The following is a 21334-nucleotide window of genomic DNA, read 5'->3' on the forward strand; positions in this document are numbered from 1 at the left end:
CGGTCGGCGGCAGGCAACGCAGGCAATACGGATGCGGTATCGCGAGGTAGACATGAAGGACCCTTCATCGAGAGACAACGAGCACGACACGGCGACCCGCGGCGACGCACCCGAATTCACGGTGCGGCCGCTGCCACTCGGTCATCGCCTGGGCGAGCTGCAGCTCGACGAGGTGCTGGGCATCGGCGGTTTCGGCATCGTCTATCGCGCGTTCGACCGCACGTTGCGGCGCGCGGTCGCGATCAAGGAATACATGCCGTCGATGCTCGCGACGCGCGGCGGCGACTACACGGTGTCGCTGCGCTCCGAACGGTTCGCCCAGGCGTTCGACGCGGGACGCGGCGCGTTCCTCAACGAGGCACGCCTGCTCGCGCAATTCGACCATCCGGGACTCGTGAAGGTGCTGCACTTCTGGGAGAGCCACGGCACCGCGTACATGGTGATGCCGTTCTACGAGGGGCGCACGCTCAAGCAGCTGCTCGACGGCGGTGTGCGGATGAGCGAGACGCAATTGCGCAACATCGTCGGCGCGCTGCTCGGCGCGCTCGACACGCTGCATCGCGCGCAGTGCTTCCATCGCGACGTTGCGCTCGACAACGTGCTGATCCGCCCGAACGGCAGCGCGATCCTGCTCGACTTCGGCGCGGCGCGCAAGCGGATCGGCGATCTCGTCGACGACGGTGCGATGATGATCAAGCCCGGCTACGCGCCGATCGAGCAATACACCGACGACCCCGCGTTCAGCCAGGGGCCATGGACCGATCTCTACGCGCTCGGCGCGGTGATGCACGCGTTGATCACCGGTGAACTGCCGCCCGCGGCCGTCGTGCGCAGCATCAAGGACACGTACCGGCCGCTCGCGTCGCGCGAGTTGCCGGCCGGCGAGGTGTACAGCCCGGCGTTCCTCGCGGCGATCGATCATGCGTTGCAGTTGCGGATCCCGGATCGGCCGGAGTCGGTCGCGGCGTTCGCGGCGGAACTCGGGTTGCGCGATCTCGACCGGCCGGGCGGCGGGTATGGTGCGGCCGTTGTGTCGCCGGCAGCCGATGCCGGGGGCGGCGGAGCAGGGAAGGTTGCTTCCGGCGTTTCGGGTGCGGCTGCGGGAGCGCTGGCTTCACAGGCGTCGTCCGCTTCTTCAACTGCTTCGTCATCCGTATCGCAGGCGTTGTCGCCCTCCGCGAAAACGGGGCTGTCCGATGGAAGTGACGATGATGAGAAGCATGCAAAGGAAGCGTCACACGACGACCAGTTGGCTTCGAAGACCGAAATGCATGGCGATGCCGGCATGCGATCGGCAAGCGCCGGGGCGGACAGTGGGCAAGGCCGTGCAACGGATACAGGGAACCTGAACGGAACGGCACTGCCGATTGCTGGCGCTGCTGGCGCTGCTGGCGCTGCTGGCGCTGCTGGCGCTGCTGGCGCCTCCACATCCACGCCCTCGCCGGGCGCAGCGCCTCCGATCCACCCGCCGCGCCGCCCATCGTTCATCGCGGCGGGCAACCGGCGCACGAAGACCTACGTGGGTGGCGCGCTGGCAGCACTGATCGTCGTCGGCATCGCCGCGACCTATCTGTCGCGTCCCGCGAAAGTCGCGGGCGAACCGGAAGCCGGCGCAAGCCAGCCGCCGGCCGGCGTCGCGTCCTCGGCCGGCGCGTCGGATGCGATGCTCGCGCAGCGTGGCCCGACGCCGATCGTCGTGCCGCCGTCGAGCATGCCGGGCGGATCGTCCGCGCAGGTGCCGCCGCCATCGCTGGCCGCCGCGCCGGCCAGCACGCCCGCCGCGGTGGCTGCCGTTTCCGCGCCGCAGGTCGCGACGACCGCCAAGGACATCGCGGGCGTCACGCCGTCGCAAGCGGGTTCGAGCGCGACCATCGCGCCGGCCGGCAGCCTCGACGCATCGGAGCGCGTCGTCAACGTGCCGCCGTCGGAGGCTGCTGCGTCGCCGTCGGCCGCACCGGTGCCAGCACCGGTGCCCGCGCCGGCGTCGCCATCGCCATCGGAAGCGGCGACAGCCGTCGCGGCGATCAACGCGCCGGCCGTCGAGCAGCGCCCGCCGAAACAGGAGACCGTCCAGGTCCGTTTCAACGTGCGTCCGTGGGGCGACGTGTACGTGAACGGCGCACGGCGCGGCGCGAGCCCGCCGCTGCGCTCGGTGTCGCTGACACCGGGCGTCTATCAGATCGAGATCCGCAACGGCTCGCTGCCGCCGTTGCACCGCACCGTGGCGATCGACTTCGGCAGCAAACCGGTCAACATCGACTATGCATTCGAATGACGTCAGCCAGGCGGCGCCGGCCGCCGCCGCATTGTCCTCGCCGTCGCCCGGTTTGCCGGCCGCGACGCCGCGCGCCGGGTTGATCGGCCGGTTGCTGGCGGCGGTCTCGCCCGAAGCCCCGTGCGGTCCGAACCTCGAATACGACGCCGACTTCCTGCAGCTTCAGGCGCGGGCGACACCGCGCGCCGAGCAGCAATACGGCGACACCGTGATTCCGGCCGAGACGCCCGACTGGCGCGCGGTCGAGCGCCTCGCACTCGCGCTGGGCGAGCGGACGAAGGACTTGCGTGTCGCCGCGTATCTCGCGCGCAGCTGGACCGAGCAGCACGGCATTCCGGGCTACGCGGACGGGCTCGCGGTCGTCGCCGGCCTGATCGAGCGCTGGTGGGACGACCTGCATCCGCGCCTCGACGCCGATGGCGAACCGGATCCGACATTGCGAATGAACGCGCTCGCCGATGTCGCCGGCGCGCACGAATGCGCGCGCGCGGCGCGGCGCCAGCCGCTGTTCGACGGCGGCCCGAGCGTGCGCGACGCCGAACGCGCGCTCGACGGCCGCGACGAAACGGGCGACCCGGCCGCAGGCAGCCGCGACGGCCTGGTCGCCGCGCTGTCGACCGCACGCGACGACGGCCGCGCGCCGATCGACGCGGTGCGCGCGGTGCTGGGTGCGCTGGATGCGATCCGCACGCACGTCACGGACCGGCTCGGCAGCGAATGGTCGCCCGATGCGAGCGACACGGAAAAGGCGTTGCAACGCATCGTGCGCGAAATGCCGGAGCCGGCACCGCTGCAAGTGGCACGGCCGGCGGACGGTTCGATTCCGGCAACGCCGACCGCATCCGGCGCCGCGCACGCCGCGTCCGCGCCGGCCGCGTTGCCGCACGGAGAGGCCTGGCGCGATGCCGAGGTCGCGAGCCGCGACGACGTGCGGCTCGGCCTCGACAAGATGTGCCGCTATTTCGAACTGCACGAGCCGAGCCACCCGGCGCCGCTGCTGCTGCGGCGCGCGCAACGGCTGCTCGCGCTCGACTTCTACGAAATCATCCGGGACCTCGCTCCGGAGAGCCTGCCGAAGCTGGACCTGCTGAGCGGCGAGCGGAGCGAATGAGGCAAGCCGCCCGGCGGCGGCGATGTACACGCAATCTGATCGATGTGAAGGAGCGGACGATGACGGACAGAACCAAGGCGGCAGGCAGCGGACAGAAGTTCATCGCGCGCAATCGGGCGCCGCGCGTGCAGATCGAGTACGACGTCGAGACCTACGGCGCCGAGCGCAAGGTGCAGTTGCCGTTCGTGATGGGCGTCATCGCGGACCTGGCGGGCAAGCGTGCCGAGCCGCTGCCGGATTTACCGGAGCGCAAGTTCCTCGAGATCGACGTCGACAACTTCGACGAGCGGATGAAGTCGGTCGCGCCGCGCGTCGCGTTCCAGGTGCCCAACACGCTGACGGGCGAAGGGATGCTCAACGTCGACATGACGTTCGAGCAGATCGACGATTTCTCGCCGGCGGCGATCGCGCGCAACGTCGACGCGCTGCGCCGGCTGCTGGAGGCGCGCACCGAGCTGTCGAACCTGCTGTCGTACATGGACGGCAAGCACGGCGCCGAGCAGCTGATCGAGCGCGCGATCAACGATCCCGACCTGCTGAAGACGCTCGTGCGCGAACCGCGCGCCGACGCGCAGGCCGGCGACGCGACCCAACCGGAGGCCCGCGATGAATGACTCCGTCCAGTCCCGCGCAGAAACTCGCAACACCCGCGACGCCGCGCCGCCGGCCGTCGCGCACGGCGAGTTCGCCGCGCTGCTGCAGAAGGAGTTCAAGCCGAAGACCGCCGAGGCGCGCGAGTCGGTCGAGCGCGCAGTGCGCACGCTCGCGCAGCAGGCGCTCGAACATACGGTCGGCATGACGACCGACGCATACGGCAGCGTGAAGCAGATCATTGCGGAGATCGACCGGAAGCTTTCCGAACAGATCAACCAGATCCTGCATCACGACGAATTCCAGACGCTCGAAGGCGCATGGCGCGGCCTGCATTACCTCGTCACGCACACCGAGACCGACGAGCTGCTGAAGATCAAGGCCTTGCCGGCGTCGCGCAACGAGGTCGCGCGGATGCTCAAGCGCTACAAGGGCGTCGCGTGGGACCAGAGCCCGCTGTTCCGCAAGATCTACGAGGAGGAATACGGGCAGTTCGGCGGCGAGCCGTTCGGCTGCCTCGTCGGCGACTTCTACTTCAATCACAGCCCGCCGGACGTCGAGATGCTCGGCGAGCTGTCGAAGATCGCGGCGGCCGCGCACGCGCCGTTCATCGCGGGCGCGTCGCCGGAACTGATGCAGATGGATTCGTGGCAGGAGCTGTCGAATCCGCGCGACCTCACCAAGATCTTCCAGAACACCGAATACGCGGGCTGGCGCAGCCTGCGACAGTCGGAGGATTCGCGCTACGTCGGCCTCGCGATGCCGCGTTTTCTCGCGCGGCTGCCGTATGGCGCACGCACCAATCCGGTCGACGAATTCGACTTCGAGGAAGACACCGACGCCGCGAATCACGACCGCTACACGTGGGCGAACTCGGCTTACGCGATGGCCGCGAACATCAACCGCTCGTTCAAGCTGTACGGCTGGTGCTCGTCGATTCGCGGCGTCGAGTCGGGCGGGGCCGTCGAAGGGCTGCCGAGCCACACGTTCCCGACCGACGACGGCGGCGTCGACCAGAAATGCCCGACAGAGATCGCGATCAGCGACCGCCGCGAGGCCGAGCTCGCGAAGAACGGCTTCATGCCGTTCGTGCACCGGAAGAACTCGGATTTCGCGGCGTTCATCGGCGCGCAGTCGCTGTACCAGCCGGCCGAATATCACGACCCGGACGCGACCGCGAACGCGCGGTTGTCCGGCCGCCTGCCTTATCTGTTCGCGTGCTGCCGCTTCGCGCACTACCTGAAATGCATCGTGCGCGACAAGATCGGCTCGTTCCGCGAGCGCGACGACATGGAGCGCTGGCTCAACGACTGGATCATGAACTACGTCGACGGCGACCCCGTGAACTCGTCCCAGGAAACCAAGGCGCGCAAGCCGCTGGCCGCCGCGCAGGTGGTCGTCGACGAGGTCGAGGACAACCCCGGCTACTACACGTCGAAATTCTTCCTGCGACCGCATTACCAGCTCGAAGGGCTCACCGTGTCGCTGCGGCTCATCTCGCGCCTGCCATCGGCGAAGGCGGCGAACGAGTGAGCGGCACGCGCATTCGATACGGCATTCAACCCGGCATTCAACCTGATTTCGCACCGAAACGGAGACGGCAATGGGCGTGGCAATGTTTATGAAGGTGGACGGCGTGACCGGCGAATCGGCGGACGCGCAGCACAAGGGCTGGACCGACATCGAATCGTTCACGTGGGGCGCGAGCCAGCCGGGCGCGATGGCGAGCGGCAGCGGCGGCAACGCGGGCAAGGCGAGTTTCAACGATCTCGTCGTGGCTGCGTACATGGACAAGGGCGCGCCGGCGATCGTCAAGAACTGCGCGAGCGGCAAGCACTTGCCGAAGGTCGAGATCTCCGCGTGCAAGACCGGCGGCACGCAGGTCGAGTTCATGCGCGTGACGCTGCAGGAAGTGCTCGTCACGTCCGCGCAGGTCGCGGGCATCGACCCTGGCGACGCGGCCGACCGGCTGATGATGCACTACGGCTTCCAGGCCGCGAAGGTGAAGAAGCAGTACTGGCAGCAGAACGACAACGGCGGCAAGGGCGCCGAGGTGTCGGTCGGCTGGAACATCAAGGAAAACACCGAGATGTGACGGTGGAGCGATGACGATGGACGACCCGCAAGCCCGCGCCGGCCGGCACGCCGGTGTGCGCGACCGGCTGCAGCCCGCGCTGCTCGACCGGCTGACCGACGACGCGCCGCAGCGCACGGCCGATCCGCCCGGCACGCAAGGGATCGGCGCCGAGCGCCTGCGCGCGGCCGTGCTGCGCGATCTCGCGTGGCTGCTCAATACGCGCAACGCCGAGGACGGCTTCGTCGACTGGGCCGCGTTCGCGCATGCGCAGGCCTCGGTGCTCAACTACGGGATGCGGCCGCTCGTCGGCAAGCCGATGTCGGGCGTCGAGCGCATGTCGGTCGAGGCGTCGATCCGCGACGCGATCGTGCGCTTCGAACCGCGCATCGCGCCGGACAGCGTCGAGGTCCGCAGCGTCGCCGATGCATCGGACGGGCGCGCCGGCGAACGGCGTCACAACGTGCTGCTGTTCGAGATTCGCGGCACGCTGTGGTCGATCCCGCATCCGGTCGAATTCGTGCTGCGCTCCGACCTCGATCTCGAGACGGGCGCGATGTCGCTGCGGCCGGCGGCGGGAAACTGACACGATGGATACGCGCCTGCTCGACTACTACAACCGCGAACTCGCATACCTGCGCGAGCTCGGCGACGAATTCGCGCAGCAGTTTCCGAAGGTCGCCGCGCGGCTGCGGCTCACCGAATCGGGGCCGCCCGATCCGTACGTCGAACGGCTGCTCGAAGGCTTCAGCTTCCTCACCGCGCGCGTGCAGCTGAAGATGGATGCCGAATTTCCGCGCTTCACGCAGGCGCTGCTGGACGCCGTGTATCCGGGCTATCTGGCGCCGTTGCCGTCGATGGCGATCGTTCGGTTCGCGCCGATGCTGAACGAAGGCAGCCTCGCGCAGGGCTGGCGGCTTCCCGCCGGCACCGCGCTGCGCGCGCGGGCCGCCGCGTCCGAGCAGACCGCGTGCGAATTCCGTACCGCGCACGACCTGACGCTGTGGCCGCTCGAGCTGACCGATGCGGCCGTCACCGGCGCGCCGTCGTGGCTGCCGCGCGGCGCCGTGCCGGCACGCCAGGACGTGCGCGGCGCGCTGCGCATCCGGCTCAAGGCGCGCGGCGGCGCCAGGCTGTCGCAACTGCCGCTCGAGCGGCTGACCTTTCATCTCGCGGGCCCGGAACGCGACGCGCTGCACCTGCTCGAACTGATCGCCGGGCACGCGCTCGGCGCCGTCTGCCACGACCCGGGGCAGCCGCCGAGGTGGCTGCACACGCTCGACGCCGATGCGATCGTCCATGAGGGCTTCGATCCGGCGCAGGCGATCCTGCCCGACGACGGGCGCAGCTTCCACGGCTACCGGCTGCTGCGTGAGTATTTCGCGTTTCCGGCGCGCTTCCTGTTCTTCAGCATCGGCGGGCTGCGCGCCGCGCTCGCGCACGCCACCGGCGACGAATGCGAGCTGACCGTGCTGTTCGATCGCCACGACGCCGCGCTCGAGGCGGCCGTCGATGCGCGGCATCTGGCGCTGAACTGCACACCGGCCGTGAACCTGTTCGCACGTCGCGGCGACCGCATCCTGTTGCAGCCGGGCGCGCGCGAGCATCATGTCGTCGTCGACCGCAGCCGGCCGCTCGATCACGAAGTCTATGCCGTGCAGCGGCTTGCGAGCGAGCAGCGCGACGATGGCCGGTCGCGCGAATTCCGGCCGTTCCATGCGTCGTTCGCGCGCGACGACGGCAACTACGGCGCGTACTACACGGTGCGGCGCGAGCCTCGGCTGGTGTCCGCGCAGGCACGCGCGAACGGCACGCGCACCGGCTACGTCGGCAGCGAAACCTACGTATCGCTCGTCGACAGCCAGTGCGCGCCGTACGACGAGACGATGCGCTACCTGTCCGTCGACACGCTGTGCACGAACCGCGATCTCGCGCTGCTGCTGCCGCCGGGCGACGCGAACGCATTCACGCTGCGCATCTCGGCGCCCGTCGAGCGCATCGTCGCGATTCGCGGCCCGTCGCGGCCGCGCCCGCCGATCGCCGACGCACAGACGGCCTGGCGGCTCGTTCGCCATCTCGGGCTCGCCCGCCAGACGCTGACCGATCTCGACGACGACGAGGGCGCGCATGCGCTGCGCGAGCTGCTCGGCCTGCACGCCGACCCGGCCGATGCCGCGATGCGCCGGCAGATCGACGGCGTGCGGCGCGTCGCGTTCTCGCCGGTGTTCCGGCGGCTGCCGGCGCTCGGCCCGCTGATGTTCGGACGTGGCGTGCAGGTCGACGTGACCGTCGACGATCATGCGTTCTCCGGCGACAGCCCGTTCCTGCTCGGCGCGGTGCTCGAACAGTTCTTCGCGCGGCATGTTTCGATCAATGCGTTCGCCGAATGCGTGCTGACCAGCGTGCAGCGCGGCACGCTCGCGCACTGGCCTGCGCGCATCGGCAGACGGCCAGCGATATGAAACACGGCACGCCGCCCGGCGCTCGATCGGCCGTCGAATCCGCCCGCCGCGATGCGTGGTGGGCGCGACTACGCGCCGCGCCGCATGGTTACGACCTGTTCCAGGCGTTGCGCTGGCTCGACGCGCTGTCGTCCGGCCGCGCACCGCTCGGCCATGCCGCGCGGCCGCGCGACGAACCGGTGCGGCTCGGGCAACGGCCGTCGCTTGCGTTCGCGGCGTCGATGGTGGTCGGCGCATACGACGGATACGACGGGGACGGCGGCGCCACGCGGCCGCGCATCGCGATCCACGGTTTCGGATTGTTCGGACCGAACGGTCCGCTGCCGACCCACCTGACCGAATACGCGCACGAGCGCGCGGCCCAGCACGACGACCCGACCTTCGCCGCGTTCGCGGACCTGTTTCATCACCGGCTGATCCTGCTGTTCTACCGCGCATGGGCCGACGCGCAACCGACGGTGAGCCTCGATCGTCCCGGGCGCGCACGGTTCGACGCGTATGTCGCGAGCCTCATCGGGCGCACCGCGCATGACGACAGGCCGGCCGCGCAGGCCGATGCGGAACGCACGGCCGCCGACACGCTCGCGCCGCATGCGCTTTATTTCCACGCGGGTCATCTCGTGCGGCACACGCGCAACCCGGAAGGGCTCGTGCAGATCCTGCGACGCCATTTCGGCGTCGACGCGCGCATAGTCGAGCACGTGCCGCGCTGGGTCGCGATCGAGCGCTCGCAGCGCTGCGTGATCCGTGCGACGCGGCCGACCCTGCGCGTCGGCGGCGTCGTGCTCGGCATCGCGGTGCGCGACGCGCAGTCCCATTTCCGGATCGTGCTCGGGCCGCTATCGCTCGACGCGTACCGGCGCTTCCTGCCGGGCGGCCCGCACGCGCGGCAGCTCGCGCACTGGGTGCGCGAATACGTCGGCATCGAGTTCGACTGGGACGTCCAGCTCGAACTGGCGGCCGACGCGGTGCCCGCGATCGCGCTCGGCGTGCCGCAGGGCCTCGGCCGTAGCGTGTGGCTCGGGCAACGGCTCGACGCGGGGCCCGCGCGCGATCTCGTCGTCCGTTACGACGCGCGCCGTGGCGGCCCGCCGCGCACCGGCGCCGCTCCTCATCGCGAAACCGCCTAAACGGGAACCGTCATGTCCGATATCGGCCGCGTCAACCTGTTCGGAAAGCTCGACCCGCTCCTCTACGAGACGCTCGAGCAGGCGACCGGATTCTGCCGGCTGCGCGGCAATCCGTACGTGGAACTCGCGCACTGGTTCAAGCAGCTCCTGCAGCGGCCCGACGGCGACCTGCAGCGAGTGCTGCGCCGGTTCGAGATCGACGAGGCCGCGATCGAGCGCGGCCTCGTCGCGTCGCTCGATCGGCTGCCGCGTGGCGCGGGATCGGTGTCGGACCTGTCCGTGCACATCGACGACGCGGTCGAGCGTGCGTGGGTCTATGCGACCTTGAAATACGACGCGACGCGGATTCGCGGCGCGGTCCTGCTGCTCGCGATCCTGAAGACGCCGCAGTTGCGCAACGTGTTGTACGCGATCGCACGCGAGTTCGAGCGCATCGTGCCCGACGTGCTCGCCGACGAACTCGCATCGATCGTCGACGGTTCGCCCGAGGCGCAACCGGCTGCGCGTGGCGACTCGGGCCTTGACGCCGGCTCCGACGCCGCCGCGATGCGCGGTGTGCCAGCCGCGGAAGGCTCGGCCCTGGCGCGCTTCGCCGTCGACCTGACCGCCCGAGCGCGGGCCGGCGAGATCGACCCCGTCGTCGGGCGCGACGCGGAGATCCGCCAGATCGTCGACATCCTGCTGCGGCGCCGGCAGAACAACCCGCTGCTGGTCGGCGAGGCCGGCGTCGGCAAGACTGCCGTTGCGGAAGGCTTCGCGCTGCGCATCGCCGCCGGCGACGTGCCGCCGTCTCTGCGAGACGTCGCGCTGTGCCTGCTCGACATCGGGCTGCTGCAGGCCGGCTCGAGCGTGAAGGGTGAATTCGAGAGCCGCCTGCGCGGCGTGATCGACGAAGCGATGTCGTCCGAGCGGCCGACGATCCTTTTCATCGACGAAGTCCATACGCTCGTTGGCGCGGGCGGGGCCGCCGGCACCGGCGATGCCGCGAACCTGCTGAAACCGGCGCTCGCGCGCGGCCTGCTGCGCACCATCGGCGCGACCACCTGGTCCGAGTACAAGCAGTACATCGAGAAGGATCCCGCGCTGACGCGGCGCTTCCAGCTCGTGCATGTTCTCGAACCCGAGGAGGCCGCCGCCGTGACGATGCTGCGCGGCCTCGCCGCGAAACTCGAAGCCCACCACCGCGTGCTGATGCTCGACGATGCGCTGCAGGCCGCCGTGACGTTGTCGCATCGGTATATTCCCGCGCGGCAGTTGCCGGACAAGGCGATCAGCCTGCTCGACACGGCCTGCGCGCGCGTCGCCGTCAGCCAGCACGCGGTGCCCGCTCCGATCGAGGACGCGCGCCGACGCATCGACGGCCTGCGCGTCGAGCGGGAACGGATCGCGCGCGAGTGCGCGCTCGGCAGCGGCGACACCGCGCGGCGCGACGCGATCGATGCCGAGCTTGCCGCCGTGCAGACGGAACTCGATCGGCTCGATACGCGCTGGCAAGCCGAGCGCGACGCATTGGCCTCGATCGTCGAATCGCGCGCCGCACTGCTCGACGACGCGCCGTCGCGCGCGCTCACCAGCGACGCACGCGCCGATGTCCTGTCGCGCCTCACAGCCGCGCAGCAGGCGCTGGCCGAGATGCAAGGCGACGCACCGCTCGTGCTGCCCGCCGTCGACACGCATGCGGTCGCCGCCGTCGTCGCCGACTGGACCGGCATCCCGCTCGGCCGGATGGTGCGCGACGAGACGCAGGCCGTGCTCAAGCTCGCCGAAACGCTCGGCGAACGTGTCGTCGGCCAGCACCATGCGGTCGAACTGATCGCCCAACGGATTCAGACCGCACGTGCGAAGCTCGACGACCCGACCAAACCGCACGGCGTGTTCCTGCTGTGCGGGCCGTCCGGCGTCGGCAAGACCGAGACCGCGCTCGCGCTGGCCGACACGCTGTATGGCGGCGAGCGCAACGCGATCACGATCAACATGAGCGAGTTCCAGGAGGCGCACACGGTATCGACGCTGAAGGGCGCGCCGCCCGGCTACGTCGGCTACGGGCAGGGCGGGGTGCTCACCGAGGCCGTGCGCCGGCGGCCGTACAGCGTCGTGCTGCTCGACGAGATCGAGAAGGCGCACCGCGACGTGCACGAGATGTTCTTCCAGGTGTTCGACAAGGGCTGGATGGAAGATGGCGAAGGGCGCGACATCGACTTCCGGCATACCGTGATCCTGCTGACGTCGAACGTCGGCGCCGATCGCGTGATGCAGCTGTGCCGCGACCCCGAGCGCCTGCCCGACATGCAGACGCTTGCCGATGCGCTGCGCGCGCCGCTGCTCGACGTGTTCCCCGCCGCGCTGCTCGGCCGGCTGACCGTCGTGCCGTACTACCCGCTGACCGATGCGACGCTCGCGCGCATCGTCGAGTTGCAGTTGCGGCGCTTCGAGAAGCGGATCGATCTGCATCACGGCATCCGGCTGCGCTGCACCGATTCGGCGACCGCGCTGATCGTCGAGCGCTGCCGGACGATCGAATCCGGCGGCCGCATGGTCGACGCGATCCTCACGCATACCGTGATGCCGCGCATCGGCCGCGCGATCCTCGAGGCCACGCTCGAAGGCCGTGCGCTGGCTTCGATCGAGGTGAGCGCGGCCGGCGGCGAATTCGCTTACCGGTTCGACGAGGAGGGAACGACGTGAATCGCGTATTCACACTCGACAGCCCGCACGGCGACGACCTGAAATTCCATGCGCTCGACGGCAGCGACGAACTCGGCCGCCTGTTCGAATTCCGGATCGACGCGCTGGCGGACAGCCATAGCCTGTCGCTGAAGGACATGCTCGGCAAGCCCGTGACCGTGCGGATCGAGCAGCAGGACCTGTCGACGCGTTACTTGAACGGCATCGTCGCGCGCGCGATGCTGGCCGGCCGGCGCGCCGAGCGGCACTACGGCTACGAGCTGATCGTGCGGCCGTGGCTGTGGCTCGCGACGCGCCGCTCCGATTGCCGAATTTTCCAGAATCACACCGTGCCCGACATCGTGCAGGAAGTGCTCGCGCCTTACGGCTTCCCCATCGAGAACAAGCTGACCGATGCGTACGTGCCGCGCGAGTTCTGCGTGCAGTACAACGAGACCGACACCGCGTTCGTGATGCGATTGATGGAATTCGAGGGCATCTATTTTTATTTCCGGCACGCGGCCGACAGTCATACGCTCGTGCTGTGCGATGCGATGTCATCGCACGTCGCGTTGCCCGGCTACGAAACGATCCCGTACATCGCGCAGGATCGCACCGCGATCGCCGACGAGGAACACGTCGACGGTTGGTTGCCGGCGCAGGAGGTGAGCGTCGGCAAGCATCAGACCGCCGACTACGACTATACGAAGCCGCGTGCGGATCTCTCGTCGCAGAAGGTCGATCCGCGTGGGCATGATCACGACAGTTTTGCGTCGTTCGAATGGCCGGGCGGGTATCGCGACGATGCGCCTGGTGCGCATTACAGCCGCGTGAGACTCGAGGAGCAGCAGGCCGAGCATGAGCGGGCGAGTGCGGATACCGACGTGCGCGGTGCCGCGCCCGGGTATCTGTTCACGCTTGCACATTGTCCGCGCGCCGATCAGAACCGCGAGTACCTGATCGTGCGGTGTCGATACCGTTTCCAGGAGAACGCGTATGCGAGCGATCAGGGCGCGGAGGCTGTCGTGCATCGAACGACGATGCTCGTGCAGCCGTCGAGCCTGCCTTATCGATCGCCGCGTGAAACGCCGCGCCCGCGGACGAACGGGCCGCAGACGGCAACCGTTGTCGGACCGCCCGGCGAGGAGATCTGGACCGACCAGTACGGGCGCGTGAAGCTGCAGTTTCGCTGGGATCGGTATGGGCAGAGCAACCAGGATTCGTCGTGCTGGGTGCGGGTGTCGAGCCCTTGGGCGGGCGGTGGATTCGGTGGCGTGCAGATCCCGCGCGTCGGCGATGAGGTCGTTGTCGATTTTCTCAATGGTGATCCGGATGAGCCGATCGTGACGGGGCGGGTTTACAACGGCGAGAAGATGCCGCCGTGGGGGTTACCGGGCAGTGCGACGCAGAGCGGGTTGCTGTCGCGCTCGTCGCCCGGCGGGACAACCGACCATGCGAACGCGTTCCGGTTCGAGGACAAGAAGGGCGCCGAGCAACTGTGGATGCATGCCGAAAGGAATTTCGATGCCGAGACCGAACTCGATCATTCGCTGTCCGTCGGGAACAACCACACGCATACGGTCGGAAACGACGAGACGATGCAGGTGAAGAACAACCGGCAACGGAGTGTCGGGCAGGACGAGACGGTGAATATCGGCAAGAACCGGGTCGCGCAGATCGGGGTGGATGAGACGCATGGGGTCGGGGGGAATCGCACGCGAACGGTCGGCAAGAACGAAACCGTGACGATCGCCGCGAATCGCGACGCGACCATTGGTGGAATACATACCGAGACGGTTGTGAAAGCCAAGACTGAAACGATCGGCGAAGGCAAGACGCTGAATGTCGGACAGATGTATCAAACGACTTCGCAGGACATGAAGACGCTGGTTGCGTCGTCGCATACCGAGGAAATCGGTGCACGTACATCGACGATTGCGAACGCCCATACGCACACGGTCGGCGGCGAACACACCGTCAACGTCGGCGCGAACCAGACGACGAACGTGCAGCATCAGGTCACCGTCAACGCCGGCGATCAGCTTTCGCTCGTCTGCGGGATGTCCAGCATCGTGATGAAGCGCGACGGCACGATCACGATCCAGGGCGTCAACGTCGCATCGACCGGCTCCCAAAGCCATAGCGTGCGCGGAACGACGGTCACGTCGTCGGCCACGGGCGAGCACACGGTCGAAGGCACGGTCCTGAAACTGAATCCATAACGGAGGCTCGCACGAATGCAGAACTGGCAGCCGACCAATCCGGTGGAACGCAGGTTCATGGATGCGCATACGGACTGGATGCGTTTTGCGAAGGATCGCGATGCGCGATTGATGATCTGGCAGACCGACGAAAAGGATGCGGAGCTCGTGCGGCTGTATTTCCAGGTTCAGGACGAGACGTCGTGTGCGGTAAGGACGATGAGGGCGTCGTTCGTGAGCGAAGCCGGTTATGCGTCGGCGCTGACGGATGAGCTCATCGCTTTCTACGACAGCCGGCGCGACGCATCCGCCGCGCAGGGCGTGCGTGCGGATTGGCAAGCGCCGTATGACGATGGCAAGCACCCGGTGCTGTATCTCCTCACGGTTGCCGACAGCCTGATGCAGCACCATCCGGAAGTTTTTCCGGCGATGGTGTTCGTGCTGGAGCCGGCGCACGTGCGGGATGACGCGGCATGGGTGCGATGGATGGACGGCTTGTTGTCGGTCATCGGCGCCGCACCGAAGCTGGGCGAACGCGTGCGCTTCGTCGTGCCGCGTACCGGGATTGCGTCGTTCGCAGCACTGATGCTGCGGTATCCGGCCACAGTGCGAGTCGTACAAGGCAAGTACGCGATAGCGAGCGTGCCGCGTGAGTTGCTCGCGGAATCGGGCGAGCGCGGATCAAGCGGCGAATTCCGCCGACTGTTCGTCGCGATGAGCGAGACCGTCGAAGGCGGCAATCCCGCGCGCCTGGAGGAACTCCGCGCGGCTGCGCTGAAGGTGGCCGAGCGCGAAAAGTGGTTCGACCAGTGTGTCGTCGTGCATTTGATTGCCGGTGCCGCGTATCTGAAATGGCGCAATCGCGAGCAGGCCGTCGACGCGTATCGCCATGCAGCCGAAAGCGGGGCGCATGCGGTGAACACCGGCCATCCGGCCGGCCACAAGCTCGTCGCGAACGGCTTGTTCGGCGAGGCGAGCGTGCACCTGACGTACAACGATCATGCGCATGCCGCCTACTGCTACGAACGGGCAGCCGCATCGACGACCGCGGCGCAGGATACGCTGATGACGGTCGAAGCGTGGCGCATGAGCGCCATATGTTGGGAGCGCGCAGGGGAGCGTGAGCATGCGATGGAAGCCGGCTTCAACGCACTCGATGCGGGATTGGCGCTGGATGACTCGACGCGCGTCAACAGCAACCTGCAGTTCGTCGTCGAGTGGATGGCGTCGCAGGTCGGGGCGTTCGACCGGCGCCGCGCCGAACTCGGCGAGAAAGTCGCCGCGTTGCGCGGTGCCCGCTGATCGGAGACACGCATGGGGCTGCCGGCGGTCAAGCATCTCGATCCGGTCGTCGGCGTCGACTTGCATTCAGTCATGGTCACGCCGAGCCCGACGCCCGTGTTTCTGCCGCACCCCCATATCGGGTTCATGCTGGATCTGCGCGAGTATGTGAACGCGGCGCTGGGCGTGATCGGTGCAATCGCCTTCACGATCGTCGAAGAAAAAGCCGTCGAGTATCTCGAGGATCATCCGGACGACGCGAAGCAACTCGGCGACACGGTCAACGCCGCCTCCAACGAAGCCAAAAAGCTCGAAAGCAATCCGACCGTCGCACACGTACTGAAGGGCGCGACCATGGCCGCCGACATCGCGAATGCGGCGGGCGCGGGCGTCGGGATGGGCAGCATCGCCGGCCGGCCGATCTTCGTGAACGGGATGCTGCGCGCGACAGCGGGCACGCACGCGTTTCATGTGCCGTCGCTGCATTTTCCGCTGGGCGCATCGTTCGCGCCGCCCGATCCGGACCCATCGAACGACGCGGAAGCGTACATGGGCAGCAAGACCGTGCTCGCGAACAACGATCCGATGGCTTTCCTGGCGCTGCCTGCGATGAGCTGCTGGGCGGTCGGGCTGGAACCGCCAACGCATAACGGCGCCCATACGAAGCGCGAGCATCTGTCGCTGCCGACGTCGTTCATGCTGCCGATTCCGACCGGACGCCCCGTGCTGGTGGGCGGGCCGCCGATCGTCAACATGGCGGCGCTTGCGAAGGGGCTGTTCAAGGCGTTTCGCGGGTCGGAGTGGGCGAAGTCGCTGGCAGACAAGCTGAATTTGAAACCGGGGTTTTTGAGGTGCACCGTACTGAAGGCGGAGCCGGTCGACGCGACCACCGGAGAGGTCGTCGTTCAGCAGAGCGATTTCACTGTGTCGGGGCGTCTGCCGCTCGAGTGGGACCGGTGCTATTCGAGCCATGAGCGATACGTGAGCGCGGTCGGCGTTGGCTGGCTGACGCCGGCCGACACCCGACTCGAACTGATACGGCACGAGCATGGCGTCGGCGCGGCGGCGTATTTTACGGATTACGCGACGGCGTTCGACACGCTGCCTGACGAGGCGGGGTGGCAGGCCCGTGTGTACGACTGGCAGCATGGGTACGCCCTATACCGCCGAGGCGCACACCTGGTGCTGCGAACGACCGCCGGAATCGAGTACGCGTTCTTGTTGTCGCCCGACCGTCAGGTTCAGTGGTGCGCAATGGCAAGTGAGCCCGACGAGCGTGCCGGGCTGGTCGCGCCGGTCGATCGCATGGCCGATCTCAACGGCAACGCATGGATTTTCGAGCGTGAGCCGGACGGCAGCCTCATACGCCTGGTCGAATGCACGCGTGACGGTCCAACGAAGCGCGTCATCGAGTGCGGCCGGGGCCATCCGCCGCACGCCGCACGGCTGACGTCATTGACCCTGATCGATGCGGATGGCCGCGTGCATCCGCTCGCACGTTACGAGCACGATCACGAGGGAAACCTGGTCGCCGCAATTGATGCGATGACACAACCGCATCGTTTCGAGTACGCCAGCGACCATCGCATGGTGCGTCATGCCAGCGCGCGCGGCGTGTCGTTTTACTACAGCTACCTGAAGCACGACGACGGCGTCTGGCGCGCGGATCGTGCGTGGGGAGACGAGGGCGTCCTCGACTATCGCTTCGTCTACGATCGCGAGCGAATGGAAACGCGGGTCACCGATTCGCTGGGCCACACCACCGTCTTGCAGCTCAACGCGCGCGGCATGCCCGTGGCCGAAACCGATCCGCTGGGTGGGGTGACGACCTATCGATACGATGCACAATCCAGAGCGAGCGCGCGCATCGATGCAGCCGGCCGCGCGACGACCTGGGAATACGATGCGTACGGCAATCTGCGGGCGCAGACACTGCCGGACGGCAGCGCCTTGCGCAACGAGTACGACGAGGATCTCCGGCTCGTTTGCGTGACGGCGCCGGGCGGCAGGATGTGGCGCTATGAATGGGATGCGTGCGGCAACTTGCTCGCTCAGACGACGCCGGCGCAGGCAACCTCGCGGTACGCCTACGATGCGTGCGGACAGCTCATTACGCATGTCGGGCCACGCGGCGGAGTGACCCGGTTCGAATACGATCGCGACGGCAATCCGTCGACACGCTGCGATGCGCTCGGCCGCTATACGCAGTACGTCCATGACTCGCGCGGCAATCTGATTCAAGCCGTGAACGCCCTCGGCCAGACGAGCCGTTACGAATACGACCGCAACGGCAATCTTCTTCGTGCCATCGAGCCGGGCGGACTGGAGATCCACTGCATCTACGATGCAGATGGCAATCTGACGCGCTATCGCGACCCGCTCGGACATGTGACACAGCTCGAGTATTCGGCGCTCGGGCATGTCAGCAAACGACTGACGGCCGACAGAAATGCCGTCGAGTACCTGTACGACACCGAAGCGCAACTGGTCTGCGTCGTCGACGAGCGCGGCAGGCGCTACGAACTGCAACGCGATGCGATGGGGCGGATCGTCGAAGAAGTCGACTACTACGGGCAGTCGCGCCAGTATGGCTATGACTTGCAGGGTCGGCTACTGCGCAGTATCGACCCGCTTGGACAGGCAATCGTCTACCGGACCGACGCACTTGGGCGCATCGTGCAAAAGCAGGTGCCCGACTCGCGACAGCCTGACGGGTTTCGCATCGAAACGCTCACGTACGATGGCGGCGGAAATCTCGTCATCGCGGAGAATCCGGATAGCCGCGTCGAACTCACCTATGACCTGGCGGGACGCGTCGTCGAAGAAAAGCAGGGCGATGATTTCACGATTGCCAACGTGTACGACGAATCGGGAAACCGAATCGAACGCACGACCCGGCTGCTCGCCGGGACGGCCGTGCTCAGTCATACCGTCCGGTACGCGTACAACGAGCTGGATGAAGTCACGACGATACAGATCGGCGACGAAGCGCCGATAACGCTGGAGCGCGACGAGCTCGGACAGATCCGCGTCGAGCATCTAGGCACGGCGTTACGCCGCGAGTTGTCGTACGGCATAGACGGGCGACCGGCGAGACAAACGTTGTTGAACGGTACCGGTGTGCTGTTCGCAAGCGAATATACGTACGACGCAAATGGCAACATGCTCGAAAAGCGTGACGCTCGCCTCGGTGTCGAGCGCTTCGAGTACGATCCTGTAGGACGACTGACGCATCACGTCGACCCGACCAGCGGGCTGCAACGCTATTTGTTCGATCCGGCGGGCGACCTGCTGAAAACGCCGCCGCACGCGAGTCACGAACGACACGCGCAGACGCGCGAAGGTAGCTATGCCGGCTGCCACTACACGTTCGACTTATCCGGAAATCTCGTGCGCAGGCGGGACGCCACGCAGGATCTGCTGCTGCACTGGGACAGCGACGGGTTATTGATCGAAACCGAGGCAAGACGCATTGCGATCGATGGCGAATCGAACACGCGCACGCGCTACACCTACGATGCGCTTCACCGGCGGATCGGGAAGGTGTCGCATACGCAGTTCGGCGGAATGCCGGCTTCGCGACAGCATTCCCCTTCGAAACGGCGTTCACGTGTCAGCCGCTTTTTCTGGGACGGGGACGCGCTGGCGCGGGAGTTCGTGGTCGATGGCACCGGACCGGACGTCAGGGAGCTAACGGGATCCATCGACACGCAGGACGTGAACGATCAAGAATGGATCTACTACCCTGAAACGTTTTGTCCCCTGGCGTTGTTGAAGCATCGGCACGACGCGAGCTTCGATGGGGGAGACAGACAGCATCTCTTCTATCAAACCGATCCGAACGGATCGCCGGTTCGCATCGTCGACGCGCGCGGGCAGGTGAGGTGGGAAGCGTCGTATACGGCCTGGGGCGGGTGCCGCGCGATCGACACGTATGCCGGATTCCGTCAGCCTCTTCGTCTTCAGGGGCAATATTTCGACGACGAGTCGGGGCTGCACTATAATCGCTATCGCTATTACGATTCACTCGCCGGAACATACATCTCACCGGATCCGCTCGGTTTTCGGGCCGGAGAGAATATATACGGCATCGCTCCGAATGTTTTCGACTGGATCGATCCGCTGGGGTTGAAGCGGAAGAGTTCGCGGAACTGGAAAGCCTTGAAGTGGATGCCGACCAAAACAGGGCATCAACGCCAACACATTATTCCGCACTCGCTTCGCAACCACCCCATATTCCTGGCATCGGGCGCCAATATCGATGCCCCATCCAACCTGATGTATATGCCCAAGCATTGGTCGCGCGCGACCGATCCACATCAACTGATCGGGCTGCATCGAGGATGGACGAAGAAGCACAAGGAGTACAACGAAATGGTCGAAATTTATCTGGATGATCTTGAGGAATTGGCGCACCAGTCCGGCTGGGACCGCCAGACCATCAGGCAGGAGATATACGGGCTTCAAAGCGAGCTGCGGCGAGGTAGCCGTGACGGCAGGTTCACCTGTGCGAAATTCAAATAATGAATATTTACTCGATACGAACGACGGTGCAATCCGAGTTTGCCATCGTGGATTTCTCCCGAGACCCGAAGGGCATCTCGAATTATTTTATACATGGCCGTGGAGATCTGCGCGATCTGAGCATTCCGTTAAAGGCCGTCGCACAGAGCGGATATACGAAATCCAATATCCAGGCGACCGACTATATCGCGGCCTCCATTCGAGTTCCCATTTTTTCGACTCGATTCCAGGACGTTCTTGGGGAGACGTTTTCGGGAGAGCTGGAATTCGTCCCCTGTGTAATCGCGTGCGATGGGCAACCATTCCAGTGTAGTGCCGGCCGGATATTGCGGTCGCTGCCGCTGATCGACACCGAAAAATCGCAATATCGAAAGCTTGCGTCGGGGGCGTCTCTGCTATTGCGTGCTGTCTACCGGCCGGAGATCGAATCCAAATTCTTCATCTGCAGGGACAACGACAGTCATGGCCGATTCGTCGTGTCGGAAGCGTTCAAGACGCTTTGCGAAGCGCACGATTTCAGTATCGAATTCGGCTCGCCTGTCTGATATTGATCGAAGATCGAAGGCAGGTGACCGGCATCGCTTTTCGCACGTGGGAGCAAGGGGTGGCTTGTCGACATGCCGGACTCGTGCCCGATGCGTGTACACGCAGGAGGCGGCGTATCGAAAACCGCACAAACTGGCTCCGCCGATTCGTTCCGGCAGATCTGATCGATGACCTCGTCCGCTCGATGCCTTCCGACATCGCGCACACTCTCGCCAAATCTGTGTCCGGATTCGCTAGACCGCTACACCAGAACACAAGCGTGATCTCGGGAACCTTGTTGAGCCAGCGTGTGATGGGCTTGTCGGTAGCGGTCGACATAGCGCGACTCCTTGGCAGTTGAGTGTCACGCAGTCTAGTTGAACAGACTTAGGGGAACCTTAGCGTGGGGTCCTGGAGGAGTCAGACAGCCGGCAGTCGTCATGCGTGTTGGTCGATGATGTTTATTTTACATAATGCCGATGATCGAACTTTTTGA

The 21334-nt window shown here is 66.4% G+C and carries 13 protein-coding genes; all 13 read left to right on the forward strand.

The window, feature by feature from the left end:
* Positions 1–52 precede the first annotated feature (52 nt).
* Positions 53–2275 (forward strand): serine/threonine-protein kinase, encoded by a 2223-nt coding sequence (locus U4Z64_RS13455; protein ID WP_321820215.1) that lies wholly within the window; start codon positions 53–55, stop codon positions 2273–2275.
* Entirely contained in the window at positions 2262–3386 is a 1125-nt protein-coding gene (gene tssA / locus U4Z64_RS13460; RefSeq protein ID WP_321820216.1) for a type VI secretion system protein TssA, read from the forward strand. Before U4Z64_RS13455 ends, tssA begins: the two co-directional genes overlap by 14 nt.
* 59 nt (positions 3387–3445) lie before the next feature.
* Positions 3446–4000, forward strand: coding sequence for a type VI secretion system contractile sheath small subunit (gene tssB, locus U4Z64_RS13465; protein ID WP_257772359.1), 555 nt, complete (start codon positions 3446–3448; stop codon positions 3998–4000).
* Positions 3993–5510: a type VI secretion system contractile sheath large subunit gene (gene tssC / locus U4Z64_RS13470; RefSeq protein ID WP_321820217.1), complete on the forward strand. Its 1518-nt coding sequence runs from the start codon at positions 3993–3995 to the stop codon at positions 5508–5510. Before tssB ends, tssC begins: the two co-directional genes overlap by 8 nt.
* A gap of 70 nt (positions 5511–5580) precedes the next feature.
* On the forward strand, positions 5581–6072 hold the full coding sequence (locus tag U4Z64_RS13475) for an Hcp family type VI secretion system effector (protein WP_059525502.1): 492 nt from the start codon (positions 5581–5583) through the stop codon (positions 6070–6072).
* 16 nt (positions 6073–6088) lie between these two features.
* Complete coding sequence (gene tssE, locus U4Z64_RS13480; protein ID WP_257772361.1) at positions 6089–6637, forward strand: type VI secretion system baseplate subunit TssE; 549 nt, start codon at positions 6089–6091, stop codon at positions 6635–6637.
* 4 nt (positions 6638–6641) lie between these two features.
* Positions 6642–8513, forward strand: a complete 1872-nt coding sequence (gene tssF / locus U4Z64_RS13485) for a type VI secretion system baseplate subunit TssF (protein WP_321820218.1) — start codon at positions 6642–6644, stop codon at positions 8511–8513.
* On the forward strand, positions 8510–9643 hold the full coding sequence (gene tssG / locus U4Z64_RS13490; RefSeq protein WP_321820219.1) for a type VI secretion system baseplate subunit TssG: 1134 nt from the start codon (positions 8510–8512) through the stop codon (positions 9641–9643). Before tssF ends, tssG begins: the two co-directional genes overlap by 4 nt.
* 12 nt (positions 9644–9655) lie before the next feature.
* Positions 9656–12328, forward strand: coding sequence for a type VI secretion system ATPase TssH (tssH, locus tag U4Z64_RS13495; protein WP_321820220.1), 2673 nt, complete (start codon positions 9656–9658; stop codon positions 12326–12328).
* Positions 12325–14529 carry a type VI secretion system tip protein VgrG gene (tssI, locus tag U4Z64_RS13500; protein WP_321820221.1) on the forward strand — a complete coding sequence of 735 codons (2205 nt, stop codon included), beginning with the start codon at positions 12325–12327 and terminating at the stop codon, positions 14527–14529. Before tssH ends, tssI begins: the two co-directional genes overlap by 4 nt.
* A 15-nt stretch (positions 14530–14544) precedes the next feature.
* Positions 14545–15810, forward strand: coding sequence for a hypothetical protein (locus U4Z64_RS13505; protein WP_321820222.1), 1266 nt, complete (start codon positions 14545–14547; stop codon positions 15808–15810).
* Between the two features lie 12 nt (positions 15811–15822).
* Complete coding sequence (locus U4Z64_RS13510) at positions 15823–20313, forward strand: RHS repeat-associated core domain-containing protein (RefSeq protein WP_321820223.1); 4491 nt, start codon at positions 15823–15825, stop codon at positions 20311–20313.
* A complete protein-coding gene (locus tag U4Z64_RS13515) occupies positions 20313–20858 on the forward strand; it encodes a hypothetical protein (protein ID WP_321820224.1) in 546 nt (181 codons plus the stop codon). The genes U4Z64_RS13510 and U4Z64_RS13515 overlap by 1 nt, the downstream gene beginning before the upstream one ends.
* Positions 20859–21334 lie beyond the last annotated feature (476 nt).

The sequence above is a fragment of the Burkholderia sp. BCC1996 genome, from assembly GCF_905339955.1.
GTDB lineage: Bacteria > Pseudomonadota > Gammaproteobacteria > Burkholderiales > Burkholderiaceae > Burkholderia.